The sequence below is a fragment of the Bacillus sp. PS217 genome (genome assembly GCF_037963535.1).
Classification (GTDB): Bacteria; Bacillota; Bacilli; order Bacillales; family Bacillaceae; genus Bacillus; species Bacillus subtilis.
Genome location: NZ_CP150157.1, coordinates 50982 through 69882, shown reverse-complemented (window position 1 = coordinate 69882; position 18901 = coordinate 50982). Strand labels below are relative to the sequence as shown.

21 protein-coding genes and 2 tRNA genes are annotated in these 18901 nt (G+C 43.2%); all 23 read right to left on the bottom strand.

Features of this window, described 5'->3' with window-relative positions; all coding sequences use genetic code 11:
* Nucleotides 1–96: 96 nt before the first annotated feature.
* The 23 genes from NSQ83_RS00385 to prtG all read right to left on the bottom strand — a co-directional run bounded on the left by NSQ83_RS00385 (nt 97) and on the right by prtG (nt 18756).
* Nucleotides 97–168 (bottom strand) — tRNA-Glu (locus tag NSQ83_RS00385).
* A 9-nt stretch (nt 169–177) separates the two neighbouring features.
* A tRNA-Met gene (locus NSQ83_RS00380) sits at nt 178–254 on the bottom strand.
* 168 nt (nt 255–422) lie between these two features.
* Nucleotides 423–809 carry a S1 domain-containing RNA-binding protein gene (locus tag NSQ83_RS00375; protein ID WP_003218379.1) on the bottom strand — a complete coding sequence of 129 codons (387 nt, stop codon included), beginning with the start codon at nt 807–809 and terminating at the stop codon, nt 423–425.
* Nucleotides 810–889: 80 nt separating this feature from the next.
* On the bottom strand, nt 890–1267 hold the full coding sequence (gene divIC / locus NSQ83_RS00370) for a cell division protein DivIC (protein ID WP_003243211.1): 378 nt from the start codon (nt 1265–1267) through the stop codon (nt 890–892).
* Nucleotides 1268–1284: 17 nt separating this feature from the next.
* Nucleotides 1285–1920: a spore cortex biosynthesis protein YabQ gene (gene yabQ, locus NSQ83_RS00365; RefSeq protein ID WP_014478604.1), complete on the bottom strand. Its 636-nt coding sequence runs from the start codon at nt 1918–1920 to the stop codon at nt 1285–1287.
* Nucleotides 1917–2219 carry a sporulation protein YabP gene (yabP, locus tag NSQ83_RS00360; RefSeq protein ID WP_003226714.1) on the bottom strand — a complete coding sequence of 101 codons (303 nt, stop codon included), beginning with the start codon at nt 2217–2219 and terminating at the stop codon, nt 1917–1919. The genes yabQ and yabP overlap by 4 nt, the downstream gene beginning before the upstream one ends.
* Before the next feature lie 78 nt (nt 2220–2297).
* Nucleotides 2298–2558, bottom strand: a complete 261-nt coding sequence (locus NSQ83_RS00355) for a S4 domain-containing protein (protein WP_003226716.1) — start codon at nt 2556–2558, stop codon at nt 2298–2300.
* A gap of 2 nt (nt 2559–2560) precedes the next feature.
* Nucleotides 2561–4030: a nucleoside triphosphate pyrophosphohydrolase gene (gene mazG / locus NSQ83_RS00350; protein WP_017696371.1), complete on the bottom strand. Its 1470-nt coding sequence runs from the start codon at nt 4028–4030 to the stop codon at nt 2561–2563.
* On the bottom strand, nt 4020–5618 hold the full coding sequence (locus NSQ83_RS00345; protein ID WP_198879164.1) for a polysaccharide biosynthesis protein: 1599 nt from the start codon (nt 5616–5618) through the stop codon (nt 4020–4022). Before NSQ83_RS00345 ends, mazG begins: the two co-directional genes overlap by 11 nt.
* 181 nt (nt 5619–5799) lie before the next feature.
* Nucleotides 5800–6336, bottom strand: coding sequence for a stage V sporulation protein T (gene spoVT, locus NSQ83_RS00340; RefSeq protein ID WP_003218365.1), 537 nt, complete (start codon nt 6334–6336; stop codon nt 5800–5802).
* 135 nt (nt 6337–6471) lie between these two features.
* The gene (gene mfd / locus NSQ83_RS00335) at nt 6472–10005 is read right to left on the bottom strand and encodes a transcription-repair coupling factor (protein WP_198879163.1); all 3534 of its coding nucleotides are present in this window, start codon (nt 10003–10005) and stop codon (nt 6472–6474) included.
* Nucleotides 10006–10074: 69 nt separating this feature from the next.
* Nucleotides 10075–10305, bottom strand: a complete 231-nt coding sequence (fin, locus tag NSQ83_RS00330) for an anti-sigma-F factor Fin (protein ID WP_003243417.1) — start codon at nt 10303–10305, stop codon at nt 10075–10077.
* Between the two features lie 59 nt (nt 10306–10364).
* Entirely contained in the window at nt 10365–10931 is a 567-nt protein-coding gene (pth, locus tag NSQ83_RS00325; protein ID WP_198879162.1) for an aminoacyl-tRNA hydrolase, read from the bottom strand.
* Nucleotides 10932–11037: 106 nt separating this feature from the next.
* Nucleotides 11038–11652: a 50S ribosomal protein L25/general stress protein Ctc gene (locus tag NSQ83_RS00320; RefSeq protein ID WP_003243443.1), complete on the bottom strand. Its 615-nt coding sequence runs from the start codon at nt 11650–11652 to the stop codon at nt 11038–11040.
* 84 nt (nt 11653–11736) lie between these two features.
* Nucleotides 11737–12690, bottom strand: coding sequence for a ribose-phosphate diphosphokinase (locus tag NSQ83_RS00315; protein ID WP_003218353.1), 954 nt, complete (start codon nt 12688–12690; stop codon nt 11737–11739).
* Nucleotides 12691–12712: 22 nt separating this feature from the next.
* On the bottom strand, nt 12713–14083 hold the full coding sequence (gene glmU / locus NSQ83_RS00310; protein WP_015382564.1) for a bifunctional UDP-N-acetylglucosamine diphosphorylase/glucosamine-1-phosphate N-acetyltransferase GlmU: 1371 nt from the start codon (nt 14081–14083) through the stop codon (nt 12713–12715).
* Nucleotides 14084–14275: 192 nt separating this feature from the next.
* Entirely contained in the window at nt 14276–14569 is a 294-nt protein-coding gene (gene spoVG, locus NSQ83_RS00305) for a septation regulator SpoVG (protein ID WP_003218346.1), read from the bottom strand.
* Nucleotides 14570–14763: 194 nt separating this feature from the next.
* On the bottom strand, nt 14764–15141 hold the full coding sequence (gene ridA / locus NSQ83_RS00300; RefSeq protein ID WP_128441282.1) for a 2-iminobutanoate/2-iminopropanoate deaminase: 378 nt from the start codon (nt 15139–15141) through the stop codon (nt 14764–14766).
* Complete coding sequence (gene purR, locus NSQ83_RS00295) at nt 15138–15995, bottom strand: pur operon repressor (RefSeq protein WP_003218342.1); 858 nt, start codon at nt 15993–15995, stop codon at nt 15138–15140. Before purR ends, ridA begins: the two co-directional genes overlap by 4 nt.
* A gap of 55 nt (nt 15996–16050) precedes the next feature.
* Nucleotides 16051–16920, bottom strand: a complete 870-nt coding sequence (ispE, locus tag NSQ83_RS00290; RefSeq protein WP_003226742.1) for a 4-(cytidine 5'-diphospho)-2-C-methyl-D-erythritol kinase — start codon at nt 16918–16920, stop codon at nt 16051–16053.
* Between the two features lie 147 nt (nt 16921–17067).
* Entirely contained in the window at nt 17068–17253 is a 186-nt protein-coding gene (locus NSQ83_RS00285; RefSeq protein WP_003218333.1) for a small, acid-soluble spore protein, alpha/beta type, read from the bottom strand.
* A 159-nt stretch (nt 17254–17412) separates the two neighbouring features.
* Nucleotides 17413–17673 (bottom strand): Veg family protein, encoded by a 261-nt coding sequence (locus NSQ83_RS00280; RefSeq protein WP_003218330.1) that lies wholly within the window; start codon nt 17671–17673, stop codon nt 17413–17415.
* A 210-nt stretch (nt 17674–17883) separates the two neighbouring features.
* On the bottom strand, nt 17884–18756 hold the full coding sequence (gene prtG, locus NSQ83_RS00275) for a sporulation-specific protease PrtG (protein WP_014475574.1): 873 nt from the start codon (nt 18754–18756) through the stop codon (nt 17884–17886).
* Nucleotides 18757–18901 lie beyond the last annotated feature (145 nt).

The following is an 18901-nucleotide window of genomic DNA, read 5'->3' as shown; positions in this document are numbered from 1 at the left end:
GTTTCTGCCTTGATATTCGTTTATCAAAAGAATTTCCGGAATGTTGTCTAAAAATGAAAAAAATCGGCTTCTGCAAGAGAAACCGATTTTTTAGGATGACCCGTACGGGATTCGAACCCGTGTTACCGCCGTGAAAGGGCGGTGTCTTAACCGCTTGACCAACGGGCCAAACAAATATGGTAGCGGCGGAGGGGATCGAACCCCCGACCTCACGGGTATGAACCGTACGCTCTAGCCAGCTGAGCTACACCGCCATATTGTTTTGTGCTTCTAAGCACAAGTTATATAATACAAAGGTTTGTCTCTTTCGTCAACAGAAACTTTAATGTTGTAATTTTCTGACTCTTAGAGAGGATGAGGATAATAAAAAAGCATCCGTCGGGATGAACGGATGCTTCATTTATTTTATAGAAAGCAGCAAGTTATCCTCTTCTTGCTCCGCGCCCTCCACGTTTTGATTCCGTATTGCGTTTTAAAGATGACAAGCGATCTTCGCTGTCTTTTAAAAACTTATTCATTTTCTGTTCAAAAGATTCTTTCGGACGGAAATCATTTCTAGGTCTGGCTTGCGGACGGTCTTTAGCTTTTTTAATAGATAAACCAATTTTCCCGTCTTTTTCAACGTTGATGACTTTCACTTCAACTTGGTCGCCGACTTTTAAGTGGTCGTTAATGTCTTTGACATAATTATCAGCTACCTCACTAATGTGAACGAGACCGGTTGAGCCTCCAGGCAATTCAACAAATGCTCCAAAATTTGTAATACCTGTAATTTTCCCTTGCAACTTGCTGCCAACTTCAATCGACATAAAAAAAGTGCTCCTCCTTAGGCTTATAAAAAGATCGTTTGCTTAATTATACCTAAATAAAAATTTAAGTGTCAACAAGGCTACTTGCTCTTCTTCTCCACATTGAAGATAATTTCTCCGTCTCCAGACATGAATAAGTCCCTTCTGGCAAGCTCTGTGACGTAATCCTCATCCTTCAATTTGGATATTTCTTCTTTTAAATCCGTTTGTTTTGTCTTTAAACTTTTCAGTTCTTTTTCAAGCTGTTCTTTCTTTTCTTCTTTTGCACTAAGGGAAGATGTTTGGGACCATACAGAGCTTGCCAGCACAATTGCAGTCAGGAATACTAGGGCGCCGAATACAGTTAACCGTCTGTACAGCCCTTTGCGTCTTCGTTTCTTCAGCTGATTTTGCCGTTCTACTTGTTCTTTATAGTCGTTTTGTATTTCAGTTATCGTTCGTTCCCTGGAAAAATTCAAACCAGACGGTCCTCCTTTCATTTCTTCAAAAACCGTGTAATGGTCGTTCTTATGGTTATCAATAGTTTCTTCTTCTTTTTGAGAAATCCTGCACCTTTTTCAAAATAACGTCTAAAAGTTAGACGCATTTTTACAGGAAGAAGTTTCAAACATTGTTTCGCGATAAAACGGATCGGAAAACACAGAACCATGACTATTTTATATAGACACAGCAGGAGAAAACCTATCAGGCTGTATGTTTTCTTGAATAAAAATGCCGCCAGCCAGATGATCGCTCCGCATGTCCACACAATAGGACGAAATAACACGTGCTGAATGAGTTTTTTGAAGAATTGATAAACAGAAACAACAAGGTAAATGACGAATTTCAGTATTTTTATATAGATTCGTTTGCAAAGGCTCTGATACGTCGCAACGCCCAGCAGAACCGCTAAAAAGATGTAAATCCTGAATTCTCCCTCATTTACATGAAGCAAGACATAAAAGAAAAGCAGCCCTTGCACAATCCAGAAAAGAATATCATGAATAAATAATAGCCATCTGGCTGTTTTGGCACGAATGACAAAGAGCCGGTATGTATCAAGCGAAGCACCAAGCCAGAGACCCATACCGGACATCGCCAGCATTGTATAGAATTGTGTCGTCAGCGTCATTTAAACAACTTGCTAAAAAACCCTTTAGCTTTATCCCCTTGTTGTTCGTCTAAGTACACTAAATCAAATACCCTGCCTTTAATCGAAACAATCCCTTTTTCCACATCAAGATTTTTCATCTGCAGGTTTTGGCCTCTGACGGAGAGCATTCCCATCACCGTTTCCAGCAGGAATTCTTCGTTATCAAAACTCTCCACATGCTTAACCCCAGAAATATCTAAATGCTTCCGGCCTTTCATTGTCACATCATGCTGTTCCGGAACAGACGAAGAACCTTTTTGATCATAATATGAATTCATCTATTCAGCCCCCATATCCTCGATACTTTTAGCATTATTACTGCATTGTATGAGGAGGGGGATTTTTTTAGAACAAGCCTATTCGCCGAGTTTTTCTTCTTTTAGAATCGTGTACATGTTTGCAGCTTCTTCTTTTTTCGTCGTGTCTTTCAATTCATTAACTTGAACCGTTACAAGCTTTTGGCCGAAGCGGACCGTTAGTTCATCTCCCGGTTTTACGTCAGAGCTAGCTTTAGCTTGGTTTCCGTTAATAGAGATTCGTCCTTGGTCAGCTACTTCCTTCGCTAGTGTACGCCGTTTGATCAGCCGTGATACTTTCAAAAATTTATCTAATCTCATATCTATGATCTCCTCTCAGTTTCTTTTGCTTCATTCCACAGTTTGTCCATGTCCTCAAGGGACATATCAGCCAACTCGACTCCCTCTTCCTTCGCTGTTTCCTCAATGTACGAGAACCGTCTCCGGAATTTGTCATTAGTCATGGTCAGCGCTTCCTCTGGCTCTATTTTGTAGAAGCGGGCTACATTCACCAGCGCGAACAAAATGTCGCCAAACTCAGCTTTAAGATTGTGTTCGTGAGGAGCTTCAGAAACCTCAGAAGAAAATTCCTTCATTTCCTCACTTACCTTTTCCCAAATATCGCTGACGTCTTCCCAGTCAAAACCGACCTTCGCTGCTTTTTTCTGCAATTTAGCAGCTTTCGAAAGAGCTGGAAGGGTTTTCGGTACGCTGTCTAGTAACGATGATTCAGACGTATTTTTTTCGGCCTTTTTTATATCTTCCCAATTGGCCAAAACATCGTTTTCATCCTGAACCTTAACATCTTTAAACACATGGGGATGTCTTCGGACCATTTTTTCACTGATTCCTTTTATGACATCATCAATTGTGAAATAACCTTCATCTTCACCAATTTGTGCGTGAAGCAAGACCTGAAGCAAAACGTCGCCAAGCTCTTCGATCATATGGTCTGTGTCTTCTTCGTCAATAGCTTCGAGAAGCTCATAACATTCTTCAATCATGTACTGCTTTAATGACTGATGCGTCTGCTTTTTATCCCACGGACATCCATTAGGTCCGCGAAGCTCTCTGATGATGCTTCGGAACGTGGAGAATTCGTGATAAAGCAGCTTCTCTTCTTTAATCGGCGGAATATACACACTTGTTAAGTTGTTCAAGGCGACATTGCGGTCCAGCTCAAATAATGGCACTGTCCTGATCTCCTCGCCACGGCTGCCTGCTGCAGTCACAATGACGACCTCATAATCATCAGGCAGCTTCTCCATCAATGTCAGCTTGACTTCAGAAGCCGTCATTTGGTCGTAAACCTGACATATGATCAGATGATGTCTGAGCTCAAGCTCATCCGCGGACAATGTGCCGGCATCCACAAATTGAAAACCTTCAATCGGGTCAATTTGCAAGGCATTGAATGTAGCATCAAGGAAACTTTGTCCCCCCGCGACTTTCACTTGAACGTTTTCCTTTTCCTGCCGCTCCGTCAGCAGCTGAACTGTTTTTTCTGCGACAAACGGATGTCCCGGAACAGCATAAACCACGTCCTCACGCCGCGCCGCTTCAAAGAGGGTATCCGCAATTTCTTCATATACCGCCTCGAACTGATCATGTTTCTCATATATATCATCAAAGAAACGGATGTTCTTCGTTTCTTTTTCAAGCTCCTCAATTAAAGGATGATCCTTGGTTCTGACATACAGCGTATCTGCCTTCGTCAGCAGCTTGTGTATACCAATTGTCAATTGGTCCATGTCTCCGGCACCAAGTCCGACGACTGTAATTTTACCCGCCATTTTGTTCTCTCCTTCTCATGAATTTGCTTAACTTGCTGCCGAATGGCACACTGTTCAGCTCTTCATCTGTAAATATTCCCAATCTCATCATACAATAAATAAACACCGCGCCACCAATGGCAACAGCAGAAAGACTCTCAATCACAGCCGCTCCTCTTCCTGTTGCAGGAAACAAGAAAGTCCAGAGACGCGTATACGCAAGCAAAACAGCTGACATCAAAAGAGCAGATCCAATAATCGGAATCAAAACGCCTCTAAGCTTATCGAGCCATTCCTTTTGCCGAAGCTGATACAAGTTAAGGCCGGCGACAGCCGCAAAGGAAGCCGCTGTCGCAAGCGATGCGCCTTCAATCCCATAGCGCGGAACCAAAAGTGTGTTTAACACCCATTTCACTGCAACACCCGCGCCCACCGCTATCGCAGGAAAAACTGTGTATCCCGCTCCCTGTAAGACTGCCGCTGCCGTTACCGCCAAGGATGCAAACAAAATGGAGCAGCTAAATACTTGTAACGCACCTGTCCCTTCTCCATTTTGAAACAGCATGATATTTACCGGCTTTAGAATGCAAATCAACCCAGCCGATGCGCCTGTACCGAGCACAAGGCATAGTTTCAAAGATGACGTGATTTTTTCTTTCATGATCTTCAGCTCTTTGTTTTTTACAGCCATAGAAATATACGGAACGAGTGACGTCGCAATGCTTACGGCAAAAACTGAACCGAGCTGCAGCAAGGGTTGCCCCCGATCATAGATCCCCTTTAGGCGTTTTGCTTCTTCGCTTGCCTCACCACCCGAAAGCAATGCATATAAATTCAAAGCATCAACAAGCTGGATAAACAAAAGCAGCAAACTGCTTACACAAATTGTAACCGAATATAAAAGCAGTTTTTTCGTCAATTCTTTTGTTGTGATGACATTTTCGTTTTGCCTATCCGTTTGGTTGTCTCTTTTCGTTTTGAACCAAAAAAACCCCAGTATTATCAATGCAACCAAACTTCCGGCAAGAGAGCCTGAAGCGGCTGCCGCTCCCGCAGTATAAAGCGAGGCTCCCTTTTTCACGAGCCAAAATGATAAACCCAAGAGCACCGCAACACGCAGAAACTGCTCTGTCATCTGTGATAAGGCTGAAGGGAGCATTTCGTGCTGCCCCTGAAAACCGCCTCTAAGCAATGCGACAAATGGGAACAGCAGAAACGCGTACGCGGCCACTTGAATTAACACGGCTAGATGCGAATCCCCCATAAAGAGTGCAATAGGAACAGCACCCAGATATAAACAAAGAAATAATAAAATACCGATTAAAGACAAAAACAACGCAGATATTTTTAATATGGTGTGATGATTTTTTTCACTATAATCATTCATCAGCTTTGAAATAATGACTGGAAATCCTGATGTGGACAGCATGACCGCAATACCAAGAAAGGGATATACCTGCTGATATATATAAAATCCAACATCGCCGACAATATTTTGAAACGGGACTCTGTAAACAGCGCTTAAAATTTTTGTGATGACGCCTGCCAGAATTAAAACAAAAGCCCCCTGCCAAATCCAATGCCGTTTAACGCCTATTGAATCGTCCATCCAAAAGCTCCTTCCCAACGTCAGGGGCAATACGGTTCACGTATTACCGCGGCACAAATAAAAACGAGGTTATTATACCACATCCCAACCCTTGGATACCTTTTTCGGCACGCATGAAAAAGAACAGCGTCCCAAGGAGAGCTGTTCTTTACATACCTATTTTCGAAGAAAGGAATAAGACCTACTGTTCCATTTGACGAGCCAAAAATCCAGCTGCTGTTTCAACGGCTTTATGCTCTACTTCGCCCATTGTCTGATCTTTTGAAAAGATCACCACAGCACCTATCGGATCACCGTTCGCCACAATTGGGCCGACAGTATAAGAATTCATGTCCTCATCAATTCCATTCACAAGCTGTACTGATTTCGCATCACTCTCAAGCACGGAGCTGCGCTGATCCATTGTTCTTTCCAGCATTTCGCTGATTGACTTGTTTAAGTAATCTTTTTTGGAGCTGCCGGACACGGCAATATATACATCACGATCACAAATCAGCACTGAATGGCCGAGGCTGTCGTAAAGCGCGTCTGCATACTCCTTTGCAAAGTCTCCAAGCTCACTGATCGGAGAGTACTTTTTCAAAATCACTTCTCCGTCACGATCTACAAAAATCTCAAGCGGATCGCCTTCCCTGATTCTCAGAGTTCTTCGAATTTCTTTAGGAATCACGACCCGACCTAAGTCATCAATACGACGTACGATACCGGTTGCTTTCATCTCTGGTGCCTCTCTTTCATTTGATGGTATATACATGTGGGAAAGACCTAAAGCAGTTACTTTATGTACCTTCCGCCTCGCTTGAAATTAGTATCCGTCACATCAAATGTAATATACACCAGAGAGTAACAAAATTTACGTTGATGAAATGGTTTGTTTTTTCACATCTTTTAAGCCCTTCAGCATGCCCAGCACGGTGTCGAGCCATTCATCAGCACTACGGCCTTTCGTCTGTATTGAGATTTTGAGTTTTTTCCCTTCCATTCCCAGTCCGATTTGTCTGCCATATTTATTGCCAAGCTCAAACAGCTTCTGTCCGTCAATTTCAGCACTTGCTTCTTCAGAAATCGTCAATCTGACAGCATCTTTATCCTGCTTAATCAGCTCGACACGTTCCTGTCTCGCATAGACTTTCATTTCTGCAACAGTAAACAAGTATTCGACTTCTTTTGGATAGTTTCCAAAGCGGTCGATCATTTCATCTTGAAGCTCATTCTTCTCTTCGATTGTCGCCACAGACCTGAAGCGTTTATACATATCAATTTTCTGTTTGCCGTCTTGAATATAAGTTTCCGGAATATACGCATCAAGCTCGACATCAATTTCTGTTTCAAACTGCTCTGTCTTCGCTGTGTCTCCTTTACGCTCCTCAATGGCCTCCTTCAGCATTTGTGAATAGAGGTCAAATCCGACCGAATCGATGAAGCCATGCTGCTGGGCACCAAGAAGATTCCCAGCTCCGCGAATCGTTAAGTCACGCATTGCGATTTTAAAACCGGAACCTAACTCTGTGAATTCTTTAATAGCCTGCAGCCTTTTTTCAGCCACTTCTGTCAGCACTTTATCCCGGCGATACGTGAAGTACGCATACGCCACACGGTTAGAACGACCGACACGCCCCCGCAGCTGGTAAAGCTGAGAAAGTCCCATCTTGTCGGCGTCAAATACGATCAGCGTATTGACGTTCGGGATGTCCACGCCAGTTTCGATAATGGTTGTGCTGACGAGAACGTCTGATTCTCCTTCAAGGAAACTTAGCATAACGGTTTCTAATTCATTTTCTGTCATTTTCCCATGCGCATATGCTACCTTCGCGTCAGGGACTAGCATTGAAATTTCATCAGCTTTCCGCTCAATGTCCTCTACCCGGTTGTACAAGAAATAGACCTGGCCTCCGCGTGCAAGCTCACGTTCAATCGCCTCTCTGACAAGAGCGCCGTTATATTCCACAACATACGTCTGTACGGGGAAGCGATTTTCCGGCGGAGTCTCGATGACTGAAAGGTCCCTTACGCCAAGCATAGACATATGCAGCGTACGCGGAATCGGCGTTGCTGTTAACGTTAATACATCAACATTGGCTTTTATTTGCTTGATCTTTTCTTTATGGGTTACACCGAAACGCTGCTCTTCATCAATGATGAGGAGCCCTAAGTCTTTATACACGACATCCTTTGATAGCAGCCGATGCGTCCCGATGACGATATCAACCGTTCCGTTTTTCAGCCCTTTGATTGTTTCGTTTGCTTCTTTTCGCGTTCTGAACCTGCTGAGAAGGCCGATATTAATCGGATAGTCCTGGAAGCGCTCTTTTATGGTTTCATAGTGCTGCTGCGCCAAAATTGTTGTCGGAACGAGCAGAGCTACCTGCTTTCCGTCACCGATCGCCTTAAACGCGGCACGTATGGCAACCTCTGTTTTACCGTAGCCCACATCTCCGCACAGCAAGCGGTCCATCGGACGTTCTCTTTCCATGTCTTTTTTGATTTCGTGAATAGAACGGAGCTGATCCTCAGTCTCTTGATAAGGGAAAGCCGATTCGAATTCACGCTGCATCTCATGGTCAGGAGAAAACGCATAGCCCTTGCTCGCTTCTCTTTCGGCATACAGCTTAATTAAGTCATCAGCAATATCCTGAACGGATGTCTCTACTTTTTTCTTGACCCGCTTCCATTCACTTCCGCCTAATTTATACAGCTTTGGCTCTTTTCCTTCGGAGCCGACATATTTTTGGACCTGATCAATTTGTTCTACAGGGACGTAAAGCTTGTCACTGCCCTGATAATGTATATTTAAATAGTCTTTATGAATGCCGTTGATTTCAAGAGTTTCGATCCCCAGGTATTTTCCGATCCCGTGATTAATATGAACGACATAATCTCCAATTTGAAGCTCAGAATAGCTTTTGATGCGCTCTGCATTGGTAAGCTTCTGTTTTCGCGGCTTCTTCTTTACACGGTTTTTGAACAGTTCTTCTTCCGTGATAACGGCAAGCTTCATTAACGGCAGCTCAAATCCCGATTGGAGCTCGCCTTCCATGATATAGACCTGTCCCTGAACAAGCGCTTTTTTGCTGTCTGTCATGGCAGCCTCGATATCATAATCAGCCAAAACAGATGACAATTTCTGTGTACGTTCCTTGTTTGCTCCTAAGAACACAACAGTGAAATTTGATTTTTTAAAACGTTCCATTTCGCCCGCAAGCACGTTCATTTGGCCATGGAAACTCTGCATTTGCCGGCCTGACACATTGACGATATTTTGCGGGCTCGTATGGTGTACATGCCGCAAAAATAAAGAGTAGTACAGCAGAGGCCGTTTTTGCTCAGCCACTATTTTTTGGAAGCTGAATGACAAACGAATGTCATGCAAAATCTTCCCTTCCTCAAGAAGATTTGTGATAAACTCCGCTTCTTCTTTTTGAAGCTGTTCTTCCATCTCATGAATCCGACTGACTTCATCCAAAATCAGAAGTGTATTATCAGGTGTATAATCTAGTAAACTAGCAGGCTTTTCATAGAAATATGAGAGATACTTCACGAGCTCCTGATCTGTCTGGCCTTCAGACAAGCGTTCTTTATCGTGAGAAATATTCGCATGAAGTATTTCTTTTTGTTTGTCAGCCTTTAATTTTTTCAAGCTCGCGGCAAGACCACTATCGATTTTCTCCATCGCCCGCGCTTTTTCTTCCGGTCTGATAATTAATTCCTTCGCGGGACCGATATTGATCGAGGTAAGGGTCTCAATTGACCGCTGATCATCTGAATTAAAGCTGCGGATTGAATCCACCTCGGTGTCAAAAAGTTCAATTCTCACCGGATTCTCTGAAGTCAACGGATAAATGTCAATGATTCCCCCGCGAATACTGAATTCCCCGGGCGCAGAAACCATATCAGACCGCTCATACCCTACCTCTATCAGCCGTGAGGCAAGCTGGTCAGGTTCGATATCATGGCCTACTTGAATGAGCATCTGGCTGCTTTTCCACACCTCAACAGGCGGCAGCATTCTTCTGATTGCCGCTACCGGAGCAACGACAATTGGCGCTTCTCCATTCGTTAGTCTATTAATGACATCTAATCGCTGCGCCCGCAATTCAGGGCTTGCAACTGCGATTTCTGATGAAATGAGTTCATTGACGGGGTACAAAAGGACAGACCGATCCTCTAGAAGTGAAGTCAGATCATCTGTTACTTTCTGGGCTTGATATAAGTTATGGGTGATGAGAAAGATAGGCTTATTCGTTTCATTAGCCAGAGCAGAAGTAAAAACAGAACGCGCGGAACCCGACAGACCCGCGAGCAGCTGTTCCTTCAGGCCCTCGTGTAAACCGTTGATGATGGATTTAAAGTCATCGCTTTCTTTTATAAAGGTTTGAATGTTGTCCATATGGCCCCTCCTCTCTGTTTCCTGCGAGAACAGAAAAACGCTTTGGTCTAGTGTCTACACCAAAGCTTTTTATTGAATAAATGTGTGATATTCGTGGTAATGCGGATTTCGGTCAAGCGCCTCTTGGCAATCTTCACATATCGTCAAAACATGGACATCTCCATTTTCTTTATAAGAAATCATATCGTTTCTTTCCTCATTTGTTAAGTGCTGAAATCCAAGTGAGTCTGTCGATACCATTGAAGATTCGAGACTGCCTACTTTCACTCCGCAATGACGACAATAATAATGCAAAGCCATACAAGGGACCTCCTGATGAAAAAGTCATTTTGGTGTAGTATGGACTTTGTTGTTACATTTTATACCTTTGCGTTAAATTCGTTCATGACTTCTAAAAACGGTTTACTCAAAGAAGCCTCACAAGCCTTCACAGATTTATCAACCGCTTCTTCGATCTCAGGTGCCTCCTCCTTGGTAAAGGAGCCTAACACATAATCAACGACCTTCATGCCGTTTACAGGCCGGCCGATTCCGATGCGGATACGGTCAAACTCGGATGTTCCAAGATGCTGGATCAGTGATTTGATGCCATTGTGCCCTCCGGCGCTTCCTTTCGTTCTTAAACGGATCTTGCCAGTCGGAAGGTCAAGGTCGTCGTAAATGACTGTCAAATCTTCGTTATCGACATCATAGTAGTCCATTAAAGGCCGCAAACATTCTCCTGATAAATTCATATATGTAAGCGGTTTAACAAGTAGAACCTTTTTGCCGGAAACAAATCCGGTTCCGTATAATCCGTTAAATTTATTTTGACTCAGCTCTATATTCCATTCCTTTGCAAGCTGATCTATCACCATAAATCCGACATTATGCCGTGTATTTTCATAGTTCTTCCCCGGGTTTCCGAGACCGGCAATCACAAGCATGGCGAATCCTCCCTTAGTCACATAACTCCCGTCTTCATAAACGGGCTATAATTCTTCTCATTCTAGCACAAAAGACGTAACCGCGGGAGGGTTACGCCTTAAGCTATTATTGTTCGTTTTCACCTTCAGGCTGAGCATCGGCAGATTCCTCTTCATCGACCTCAGCTGCTTCCTGCTGCTGCGGAGGAAGGATTGAAGCCACAACCTCATCTGATTCATGATTAAAGGAGTAGTCACCGCCAGCAGGCAAATCCGCAATCGTCAGTACTTCATTTACATCGAGGCTTGAAATATCAGCCTCAATCGTTTGCGGAATGGCTTTTGGCTTGGCCTTTACAGTAAGTGCATATAACGGCTGCTGCAGTACGCCTCCGTTTTTCACTCCAATGGCTTCTCCGGTCAGATGAATCGGAACTTCCACTTCAATGTCCTCACTCATATTAACTACTTGAAAATCAGCATGAGTGATTTCATTTTTCAGCGGGTCCGTCTGCAGGTCTGTTACCATGACTGAGTGTTTTTCTCCGCTGACCTCAAGCGTAATGACTGCATTTTTGCCTTCGTCCCTCAGCGTTTTGATGAGCTCCACACTGTCTAATGACACAGGTTTGTTACCCGTATCCTTCCCATATATGATACCTGGAACATGTCCTGAAGTACGGATATTCCGAAGAGACGAACGAGTAAAGTCCGTTCTTTCTTTTGCCGTTAAAGTTGCCATATTCAGCACCATCCTATTGTCGTTTTAGTTGTCCTATTACAAACAATACCCATAACGATAAGGATTTAAACCTCGAAAAATGGTTTAGCTGAACAGATAGCTGACTGATTGCTGCTCATGAACGCGAATAATCGCTTCGGCCAGAAGCGGTCCGACTGAAAGCTGCTTAAAGCGTTCAATTTTCTTTTCTTCAGGAAGCTTAATGCTGTTTGTCACAACAAGCTCTTTAATTGTTGAATTATTAATCCGTTCTACCGCAGGGCCTGATAGTACAGGGTGTGTACAGCATGCATATACTTCTTTCGCTCCGTTTTCAACGAGCGCATTAGCAGCAAGTGTAATCGTACCTGCAGTATCAATAATGTCATCGATGAGGATAGCAGTCTTCCCTTCGATGTTACCTACAATATTCATGACTTCCGCCACGTTTGGACGCGGACGGCGTTTATCGATAATCGCAATTGGCGCTTTTAGTCGGTCAGCCAGTTTGCGGGCACGTGTCACACCGCCATGGTCTGGTGAAACAATGACGATATCTTCAAGATTTTTGCCTTCAAAATATTCTCCTAAAATCGGAACACCCATTAAGTGGTCAATCGGTATATCAAAGAATCCTTGAATTTGCGGCGCATGCAGGTCAAGTGCAATCACACGAGTCGCCCCGGCTGTTTCAAGCAGGTTAGCGAAAAGTTTAGCTGTGATTGGCTCACGGGATCTTGCTTTTCTGTCTTGACGCGCATAACCGTAATAAGGAATAACAATGTTAATCGTTTTTGCAGAAGCGCGTTTTAACGCATCTACCATAATCAGCAGTTCCATAATATGCTCGTTAACGGGGTCACTTGTAGACTGGATGATGTAACAATCACATCCGCGAATACTTTCTTCGATATTAATTTGGACTTCCCCGTCACTAAATCTTGTGACAGAACATTTCCCTAATTGAACTCCAACTATATCTGCGATTTCTTTTGCAAGCTCTGGATTCGAATTCAAAGAAAAAATCTTTAAATTCTTATCTCCGTATTGATTAGACATGGATAAACCTCCGAATTTAGGATTATTTTTTATGAATATTTTTCACATAATCGTCTTTATTTACTTGTCTCGCTCTGGCAATAGCAAGTGCTTTTCCAGGTACATCTTCCGTAACAGTTGAACCTGCCGCCACATAAGCGCCTTCTCCGACTGTGACAGGGGCAACCAAGTTGGAATTGCAGCCGATAAACGCGCCATCTTCAATTTTTGTCAAATACTTATTCTTTCCATCATAATTGACAGTAATTGAACCGCAGCCCAGGTTTACATCAGTGCCTACCTCAGCATCGCCGACATAGCTTAGATGAGATGCCTTGCTTCGGTCTCCGAATTGAGTCTTTTTAATTTCTACAAAATTCCCGATCTTCACTTCATTCCCGATGACAGAATCAGGTCTGATGTGAGCAAAAGGTCCTATGTTTACATCATTCCCCACTTTACTGTGATTGACTACCGATTGTTTAATAACCGTACGGCTGCCAATGGCACTATTCATAATCTCCGTATGAGGGCCAATAATCGTATCTTCTCCGATTTGCACCTCACCTTTAATCACAGTTCCAGGGTAAATCACAGTATCGCTTCCGATAACAGCGTCAGGAGAAATATACGTATTCATCGGGTCGATCAACGTCACGCCATTTTGCATATGCCGTTTATTAATGCGCTCTTTCATAAATTGTTCTGCCTGAGAAAGAGCAACTCTATCATTAACTCCGAGCGTTTCTTGGAAATTACCAGTCTGGTAAGCGGCAACAGTTTCGCCTTCATTTTTAAGAATCTCTATGACATCCGGCAAATAATACTCGCCTTGGGCATTATCATTAGACACCTGATCAATAGCCCGAAATAGCGCTTCATTGTCAAAACAATACGTACCGGTGTTGATCTCAGTTACAAGACGTTCTTCTTCAGAGGCGTCCTTATGCTCAACGATTTTTTGAACCGCTCCGTTTTCGCTGCGAATAATGCGGCCGTATCCAGTTGGATCTTCTGCAACCGCAGTTAAAATCGTAGCTTTCGCTTCTCTTTGTGTATGTTCTTTCAGCATCTGTTCCATCGTCTCTGCTGTCAAAAGCGGCGTATCTCCGCAAATGACAATTGTGACGCCTTTTTCGTCAGCAAGAAATGGCTGTGCCTGTTTTACAGCATGAGCAGTGCCAAGCTGTTCTGCTTGAAGCGCGTACTCGCTTTTATCACCAAGCTGCTTTTTCACTTCTTCCGCACCATGTCCGACAATCGTGACAAGCTTTGATAAAGATAATTTTAAGGCTTCGTCCACGACGTGCTCTACCATAGGCTTACCGCAAACTGGATGAAGGACTTTATAAAGCTTCGATTTCATTCTCGTTCCTTGTCCAGCCGCTAAAACAACTGCAAACCGCTTATCCATTTATTGGCCTCCAATATCCCTTTTATCCATAGAAAAATATATCCTAAATATCTTCTGATTTCAAGGAGACTTCATGAAGTGCAAGAATTTTCTATTGAGTGCAACTAAGTTTGAAAAATCAGAATTAAAAAAGGACCGCCGGCAAAAGGCTTATGTCAGCCCTTTCAGCAGTCCTTGCTTTTTGGTTATTTTTTAAGAAGCTCCAGCTTCTTCGAATTCTAATGCTTCAGTGTCACCCAGACGATGATACTCATTTAACACGGCATCTTGAATCTTTCCTCGCGTGCTTGAATTAATAGGATGAGCAATATCGCGGAACTCTCCATCAGGGGTGCGTTTACTCGGCATCGCAACGAAAAGACCATTGTTTCCATCAATCACACGAATATCATGTACAACAAATTCGTGATCCAGCGTGATGGATGCAATCGCTCTCATGCGACCATCGGTATTCACGCGGCGTAATCTTACGTCAGTAACTTCCACAGTAGTTCACCACCTTTTCCCTATATAAAAGCATTAGTGTATCAATTCCACGATTTTTTCTGAAATCCTGCTCGTTTTTAAAATATTTTTTGAAAAAATAGGATATAGTTACACAATTAGGTCATAAAGCTTTCATTTCGGGCATAAGGTAAATAAAAAAGTGATCCCGGGCTCTCCCAGAATCACTTTTCTTATTATTTCACCAGTGCAATAACTTCAATCTCGACTAACGCATCCTTCGGGAGTCTCGCGACTTCAACACAAGATCTCGCCGGTTTGTGAGTGTCAAAGTATTGTCCGTACACGTCGTTTACTTCCGCAAACTGTTCCATATCCGCGATAAATACAGTTGCTTTGACAACTGTTTCAAAAGAAGCACCCGCTTCTTCCAGAACCGCCTTTAAATTGCTGAATACTTGATGAGTCTGCTCCTTAATATCGCCGTTCACCATTTCGCCTGAAGGAGTCAAAGGGATTTGGCCTGAGCTGTAAAACATATTGTTGACGATAATCCCTTGTGAATAAGGCCCGATTGCCGCTGGGGCATGTTTTGTGTGGACTGCTTTTGTCATGATTCTGTCTCTCCATTCTTTAAAAGATTGTCTTTAAAAAAACGCAGAAAATTGCCATTCTGAATTTCAATGGACTTCTCTTTCATGTTGATGGTTGAAAGAGTAAGAAGTGACATATATTCGTCAACAAGACGTTCATCTACTCCTTCGGCTTCAACTAAGACGCCGATTCCCGCCACATTTGCGTTAAACTCATCCAACAGGTTAATCATACCATTAATTGTGCCGCCTGCTTTCATAAAGTCATCAATAATGAGTACGTTTGAACCCGTTTTCATGCTTCTTTTCGCAAGTGACATTGTTTGAATGCGGTTTGAGGAGCCTGAAACGTAATTAATGCTGACTGTGGAGCCCTCTGTTACCTTATTGTCTTTACGAACGATCACAACAGGCACATTCAAATAGCTTGCAGCTGCGTACGCAAGAGGGATGCCTTTCGTGGCAACGGTCATGACAACATCAATTTCGCGCTCTGCAAACACGGAAGCAAACAGCTTCCCTACCTTGGAGAGTACAGATGGCTTTCCTAAGATATCCGTTAAATATACATAACCGCCCGGAAGGATACGCTCAGGATTTGCCAGCGACTGTCCAAGTGTCTGCACAAACTCTTCAGCTTCAGCCTGCTTCATTTTCGGAATATATTTAACGCCTCCGGCAGCTCCGGGAACAGTAAGCAAAGTACCAATCCCCTGCTGTTCAAAGGTTTGTTTAATAATTGTTAAATCTTCACTGATCGATGATTTTGCAGATTCATACCGCTCAGAGAAAAAGGTTAGCGGTATTAACTCGTGCGGATGGGTTAACAAATAATTTGTTAAGTCCACCAATCTGCCGCTGCGACGAAACTTCATGAACTTACCCCCAAAATCCGAATATTTTAAGATCAATATAACTTAACATACGGATTTAATCAAGAGCGTTCTGTTCGCCGATCATTCTCACCGCATAAACTTGATCGCAGAAGCCTCTTAACCCGTTATAAATTCTCTGCACCTTCGACTCATACTGAACCAGTCCAAATACTGTCGGGCCGCTCCCGCTCATTAACACGGCATCTGCACCAAAGCGTTTCATCTGGTTTTTGATCATCGCAACTTCAGGATGCATATCGAGTGTAACAGATTCAAGCACATTGCCTAACCGGCTGCACATCTTCTGAAAACTCTTTTCTTCTATCGCCTCGATCATGCCTTGTACATCGGGATGCTCTATACCATCCAGTTTCAACGCTCTGTACACTTCAGCAGTTGAAACACCGATTGTCGGCTTCGCTAAAATGACCCAGCAGTGCGGAGGCGTGCTGATATGTTTAATTTTCTCGCCGCGCCCTGTTGCTAATGCAGTTCCGCCATAGACACAAAATGAAACGTCAGAGCCAATTTCCGCTCCAAGCTCAGCAAGCGTTTCCGCAGACAGATTTAAATTCCAAAGTCTGTTCAGCCCTCTGAGTGTCGCCGCCGCATCACTGCTTCCGCCGGCAAGACCGGCAGCCACCGGAATTACCTTCGTAATCATGATGGAAACTCCCTTTTTCACGTTGTATCTGTCCTTGATCAGCTTGGCAGCCTGATAAGCTAAGTTTCTTTGGTCATCAGGCACAAATCGGTTGTGGGAGGAAACCCTCACTTCATCCTCTGCAAGCTCCGTCAATTCAATTCGATCAGCTAAATCAATTGTCGTCATGATCATTTCGACTTCATGATAGCCATCCGGGCGTTTTCGGGTGACGTCAAGTGACAGATTGATCTTAGCTGGCGCTTTTTCTAAAATACGCATAGCTTTCACCTACTTCTCCATCTAAACATAAGTATGAACATTGTATCACATTTGAAGTACAGGATGAACATATCCATATTCAGCCCATTATGTATTTATATCCAAAATAAAAAAACCAGGGAACAGCACGTCCCCCGGGTCACATCCTTATCGGTTATTCTGATTCTGAGCCATTTGCTGTTCGGCGATTTCTATAGCGCGCTTTACCATGTTACCGGCATCGCGAGCCCGAATTTCGCCCCAGCCGCCATTTTTTACTGTGTCATAAAAACCAAGGTCTTTAGCAAGCTCATATTTAAACTCATCTGACATAACTCCACGACGTCTGCCCAAACGAAACAACCCCTTTTTTAGAAGTGATAGCCATTCGTGCACGTCACGATAATATGTGACTGTTTTATCTTTTGTTAAATCAGATGGAACTTTCGTTTAAATTACTGGAAACCAAAAAAGGGCAAAACAAAAAGCAGTAAACAAAAGGTTCACTGCCCGTTAAAATGCCACTGAGCTTGCGGCGTCATCATTAAATGTCAGCTCAACAGTCTCAGTCAAAATATCAGCATAACTGTATGAAACTCTTTCAAACGAGTTCTCGTCTTGATCTAGTTGTATCACAAAAACAGAAGGGTACGTCTCAGCTAAAATGCCCGAACGCTCAATCGTTTTTCGGCGGCCACCGTTTGCTTTTAACGTCAGCCTTTTACCTAAATTCCCATCAAGCGATCTTTTAATATCGGACAACGTCTTCGCCATTGCATCCACCTCACTACATTTATTGTACAACACGAGCCCATTTTTGTCAAATAAAATTTAAATTATATCAACGTTAATAAGACGTTGTCAATAAAATTATTTTGACAAAATTCTATGATTCCTCAATTATGTTCCGCAAGTTTCGGTAAATTATGTATCATTATGTAAAATAAAAAACCCGCATAGCTCTCCTATGCAGGTTTTCAACTGTTAATTGGACTTATAAGGCATACCAATTCTCAGAACTCCTCTTGTTTCAATACCTCCAAGCCCTTTCTCTCTTGTCAGCGTATTACGGAGCACTTCCCATACATTAATCCGTTCCATAAACGGCGTAAAGCTGATCTTCGCGACGATATATACCGGATCAAGCGCATGAATATTGACTCTTGACGGTGAACTTGCAAAATTCGCACCCGCTCTGATGAGTGATTCAAAATGGGATTGGCAGGCCCCCGCAAAAATAACAAGCTGATCTAAGTGAGGGATCTTTTTTCGGGCTGTTTGAACAGTTTCAACAAAGTGCTTAGAATGTCTGTACGCATTCAAATCATCAATGCCGCCCTTTTGCTTCGAATACGCATCATGCCCTGTGATCACCAGGATATCAGGTCGATATTTGTCGAGCAATTCTTCAATAGAAGCAGACATTTTCTTTTCATGGCAATGGATGCCATAGACCGGCACTCCAATTTTTTTATAGACATTCAGGCATTTTTTCAGATATGCTTCGTCACCATCCAGATGAAGCACTTTGCCCGGCATATGGAAATAATGCTCCTGATGCTGATATTGGCTTGTCGCATAGTACTCCTGCTTTTCTCTGAGCAGCTTATAATCTTGGCGGAGTAATTCGAGCGACTCATTCATTCTGCTCTCATCTTTCTTTTTCCGCATCATCTGCTCATCCTTTTTCACTGCCACCAGATCAGAAAAATCCGAATCAGCAATCAGCCTGACTTCATCTCCATGCAAAATGGCAATTGAATTTCCTTTGCTTGTTTGCTCTATTCCTATAATTCGAAACAAAACATCCATCTGATAGGATTTTCTGGCTACCATATCCCCTATTTGAAATTGCACGTTCCTCACTCCACACATAGACTAAGCCTCATCATGAAAGAAAGAGCCTTGAGAAAGCGCCTTTTTTCGCTGAGTCCAAGTTTTTTCTTATCATTGAATGAAAGGTCCTTCTCTAGCCTATGTAGCGGCAGTCCATGTGGTGCGC

Coding starts and splice junctions, on each gene's coding strand:
- NSQ83_RS00355 (WP_003226716.1), bottom strand. CDS start 2,558: ATGAGATTAGATAAATTTTTGAAAGTATCACGGCTGATCAAACGGCGT.
- mazG (WP_017696371.1), bottom strand. CDS start 4,030: ATGGCGGGTAAAATTACAGTCGTCGGACTTGGTGCCGGAGACATGGAC.
- spoVT (WP_003218365.1), bottom strand. CDS start 6,336: ATGAAAGCAACCGGTATCGTACGTCGTATTGATGACTTAGGTCGGGTC.
- yabQ (WP_014478604.1), bottom strand. CDS start 1,920: ATGACGCTGACGACACAATTCTATACAATGCTGGCGATGTCCGGTATG.
- fin (WP_003243417.1), bottom strand. CDS start 10,305: ATGGCTTTGCATTATTATTGTCGTCATTGCGGAGTGAAAGTAGGCAGT.
- ridA (WP_128441282.1), bottom strand. CDS start 15,141: ATGACAAAAGCAGTCCACACAAAACATGCCCCAGCGGCAATCGGGCCT.
- NSQ83_RS00375 (WP_003218379.1), bottom strand. CDS start 809: ATGTCGATTGAAGTTGGCAGCAAGTTGCAAGGGAAAATTACAGGTATT.
- yabP (WP_003226714.1), bottom strand. CDS start 2,219: ATGAATTCATATTATGATCAAAAAGGTTCTTCGTCTGTTCCGGAACAG.
- purR (WP_003218342.1), bottom strand. CDS start 15,995: ATGAAGTTTCGTCGCAGCGGCAGATTGGTGGACTTAACAAATTATTTG.
- NSQ83_RS00280 (WP_003218330.1), bottom strand. CDS start 17,673: ATGGCGAAGACGTTGTCCGATATTAAAAGATCGCTTGATGGGAATTTA.
- glmU (WP_015382564.1), bottom strand. CDS start 14,083: ATGGATAAGCGGTTTGCAGTTGTTTTAGCGGCTGGACAAGGAACGAGA.
- pth (WP_198879162.1), bottom strand. CDS start 10,931: ATGCTTGTGATTGCCGGTCTCGGAAACCCGGGGAAGAACTATGAAAAT.
- NSQ83_RS00320 (WP_003243443.1), bottom strand. CDS start 11,652: ATGGCAACTTTAACGGCAAAAGAAAGAACGGACTTTACTCGTTCGTCT.
- ispE (WP_003226742.1), bottom strand. CDS start 16,920: ATGCGTATTTTAGAAAAAGCGCCAGCTAAGATCAATCTGTCACTTGAC.
- NSQ83_RS00345 (WP_198879164.1), bottom strand. CDS start 5,618: ATGGACGATTCAATAGGCGTTAAACGGCATTGGATTTGGCAGGGGGCT.
- NSQ83_RS00315 (WP_003218353.1), bottom strand. CDS start 12,690: ATGTCTAATCAATACGGAGATAAGAATTTAAAGATTTTTTCTTTGAAT.
- mfd (WP_198879163.1), bottom strand. CDS start 10,005: ATGGACAACATTCAAACCTTTATAAAAGAAAGCGATGACTTTAAATCC.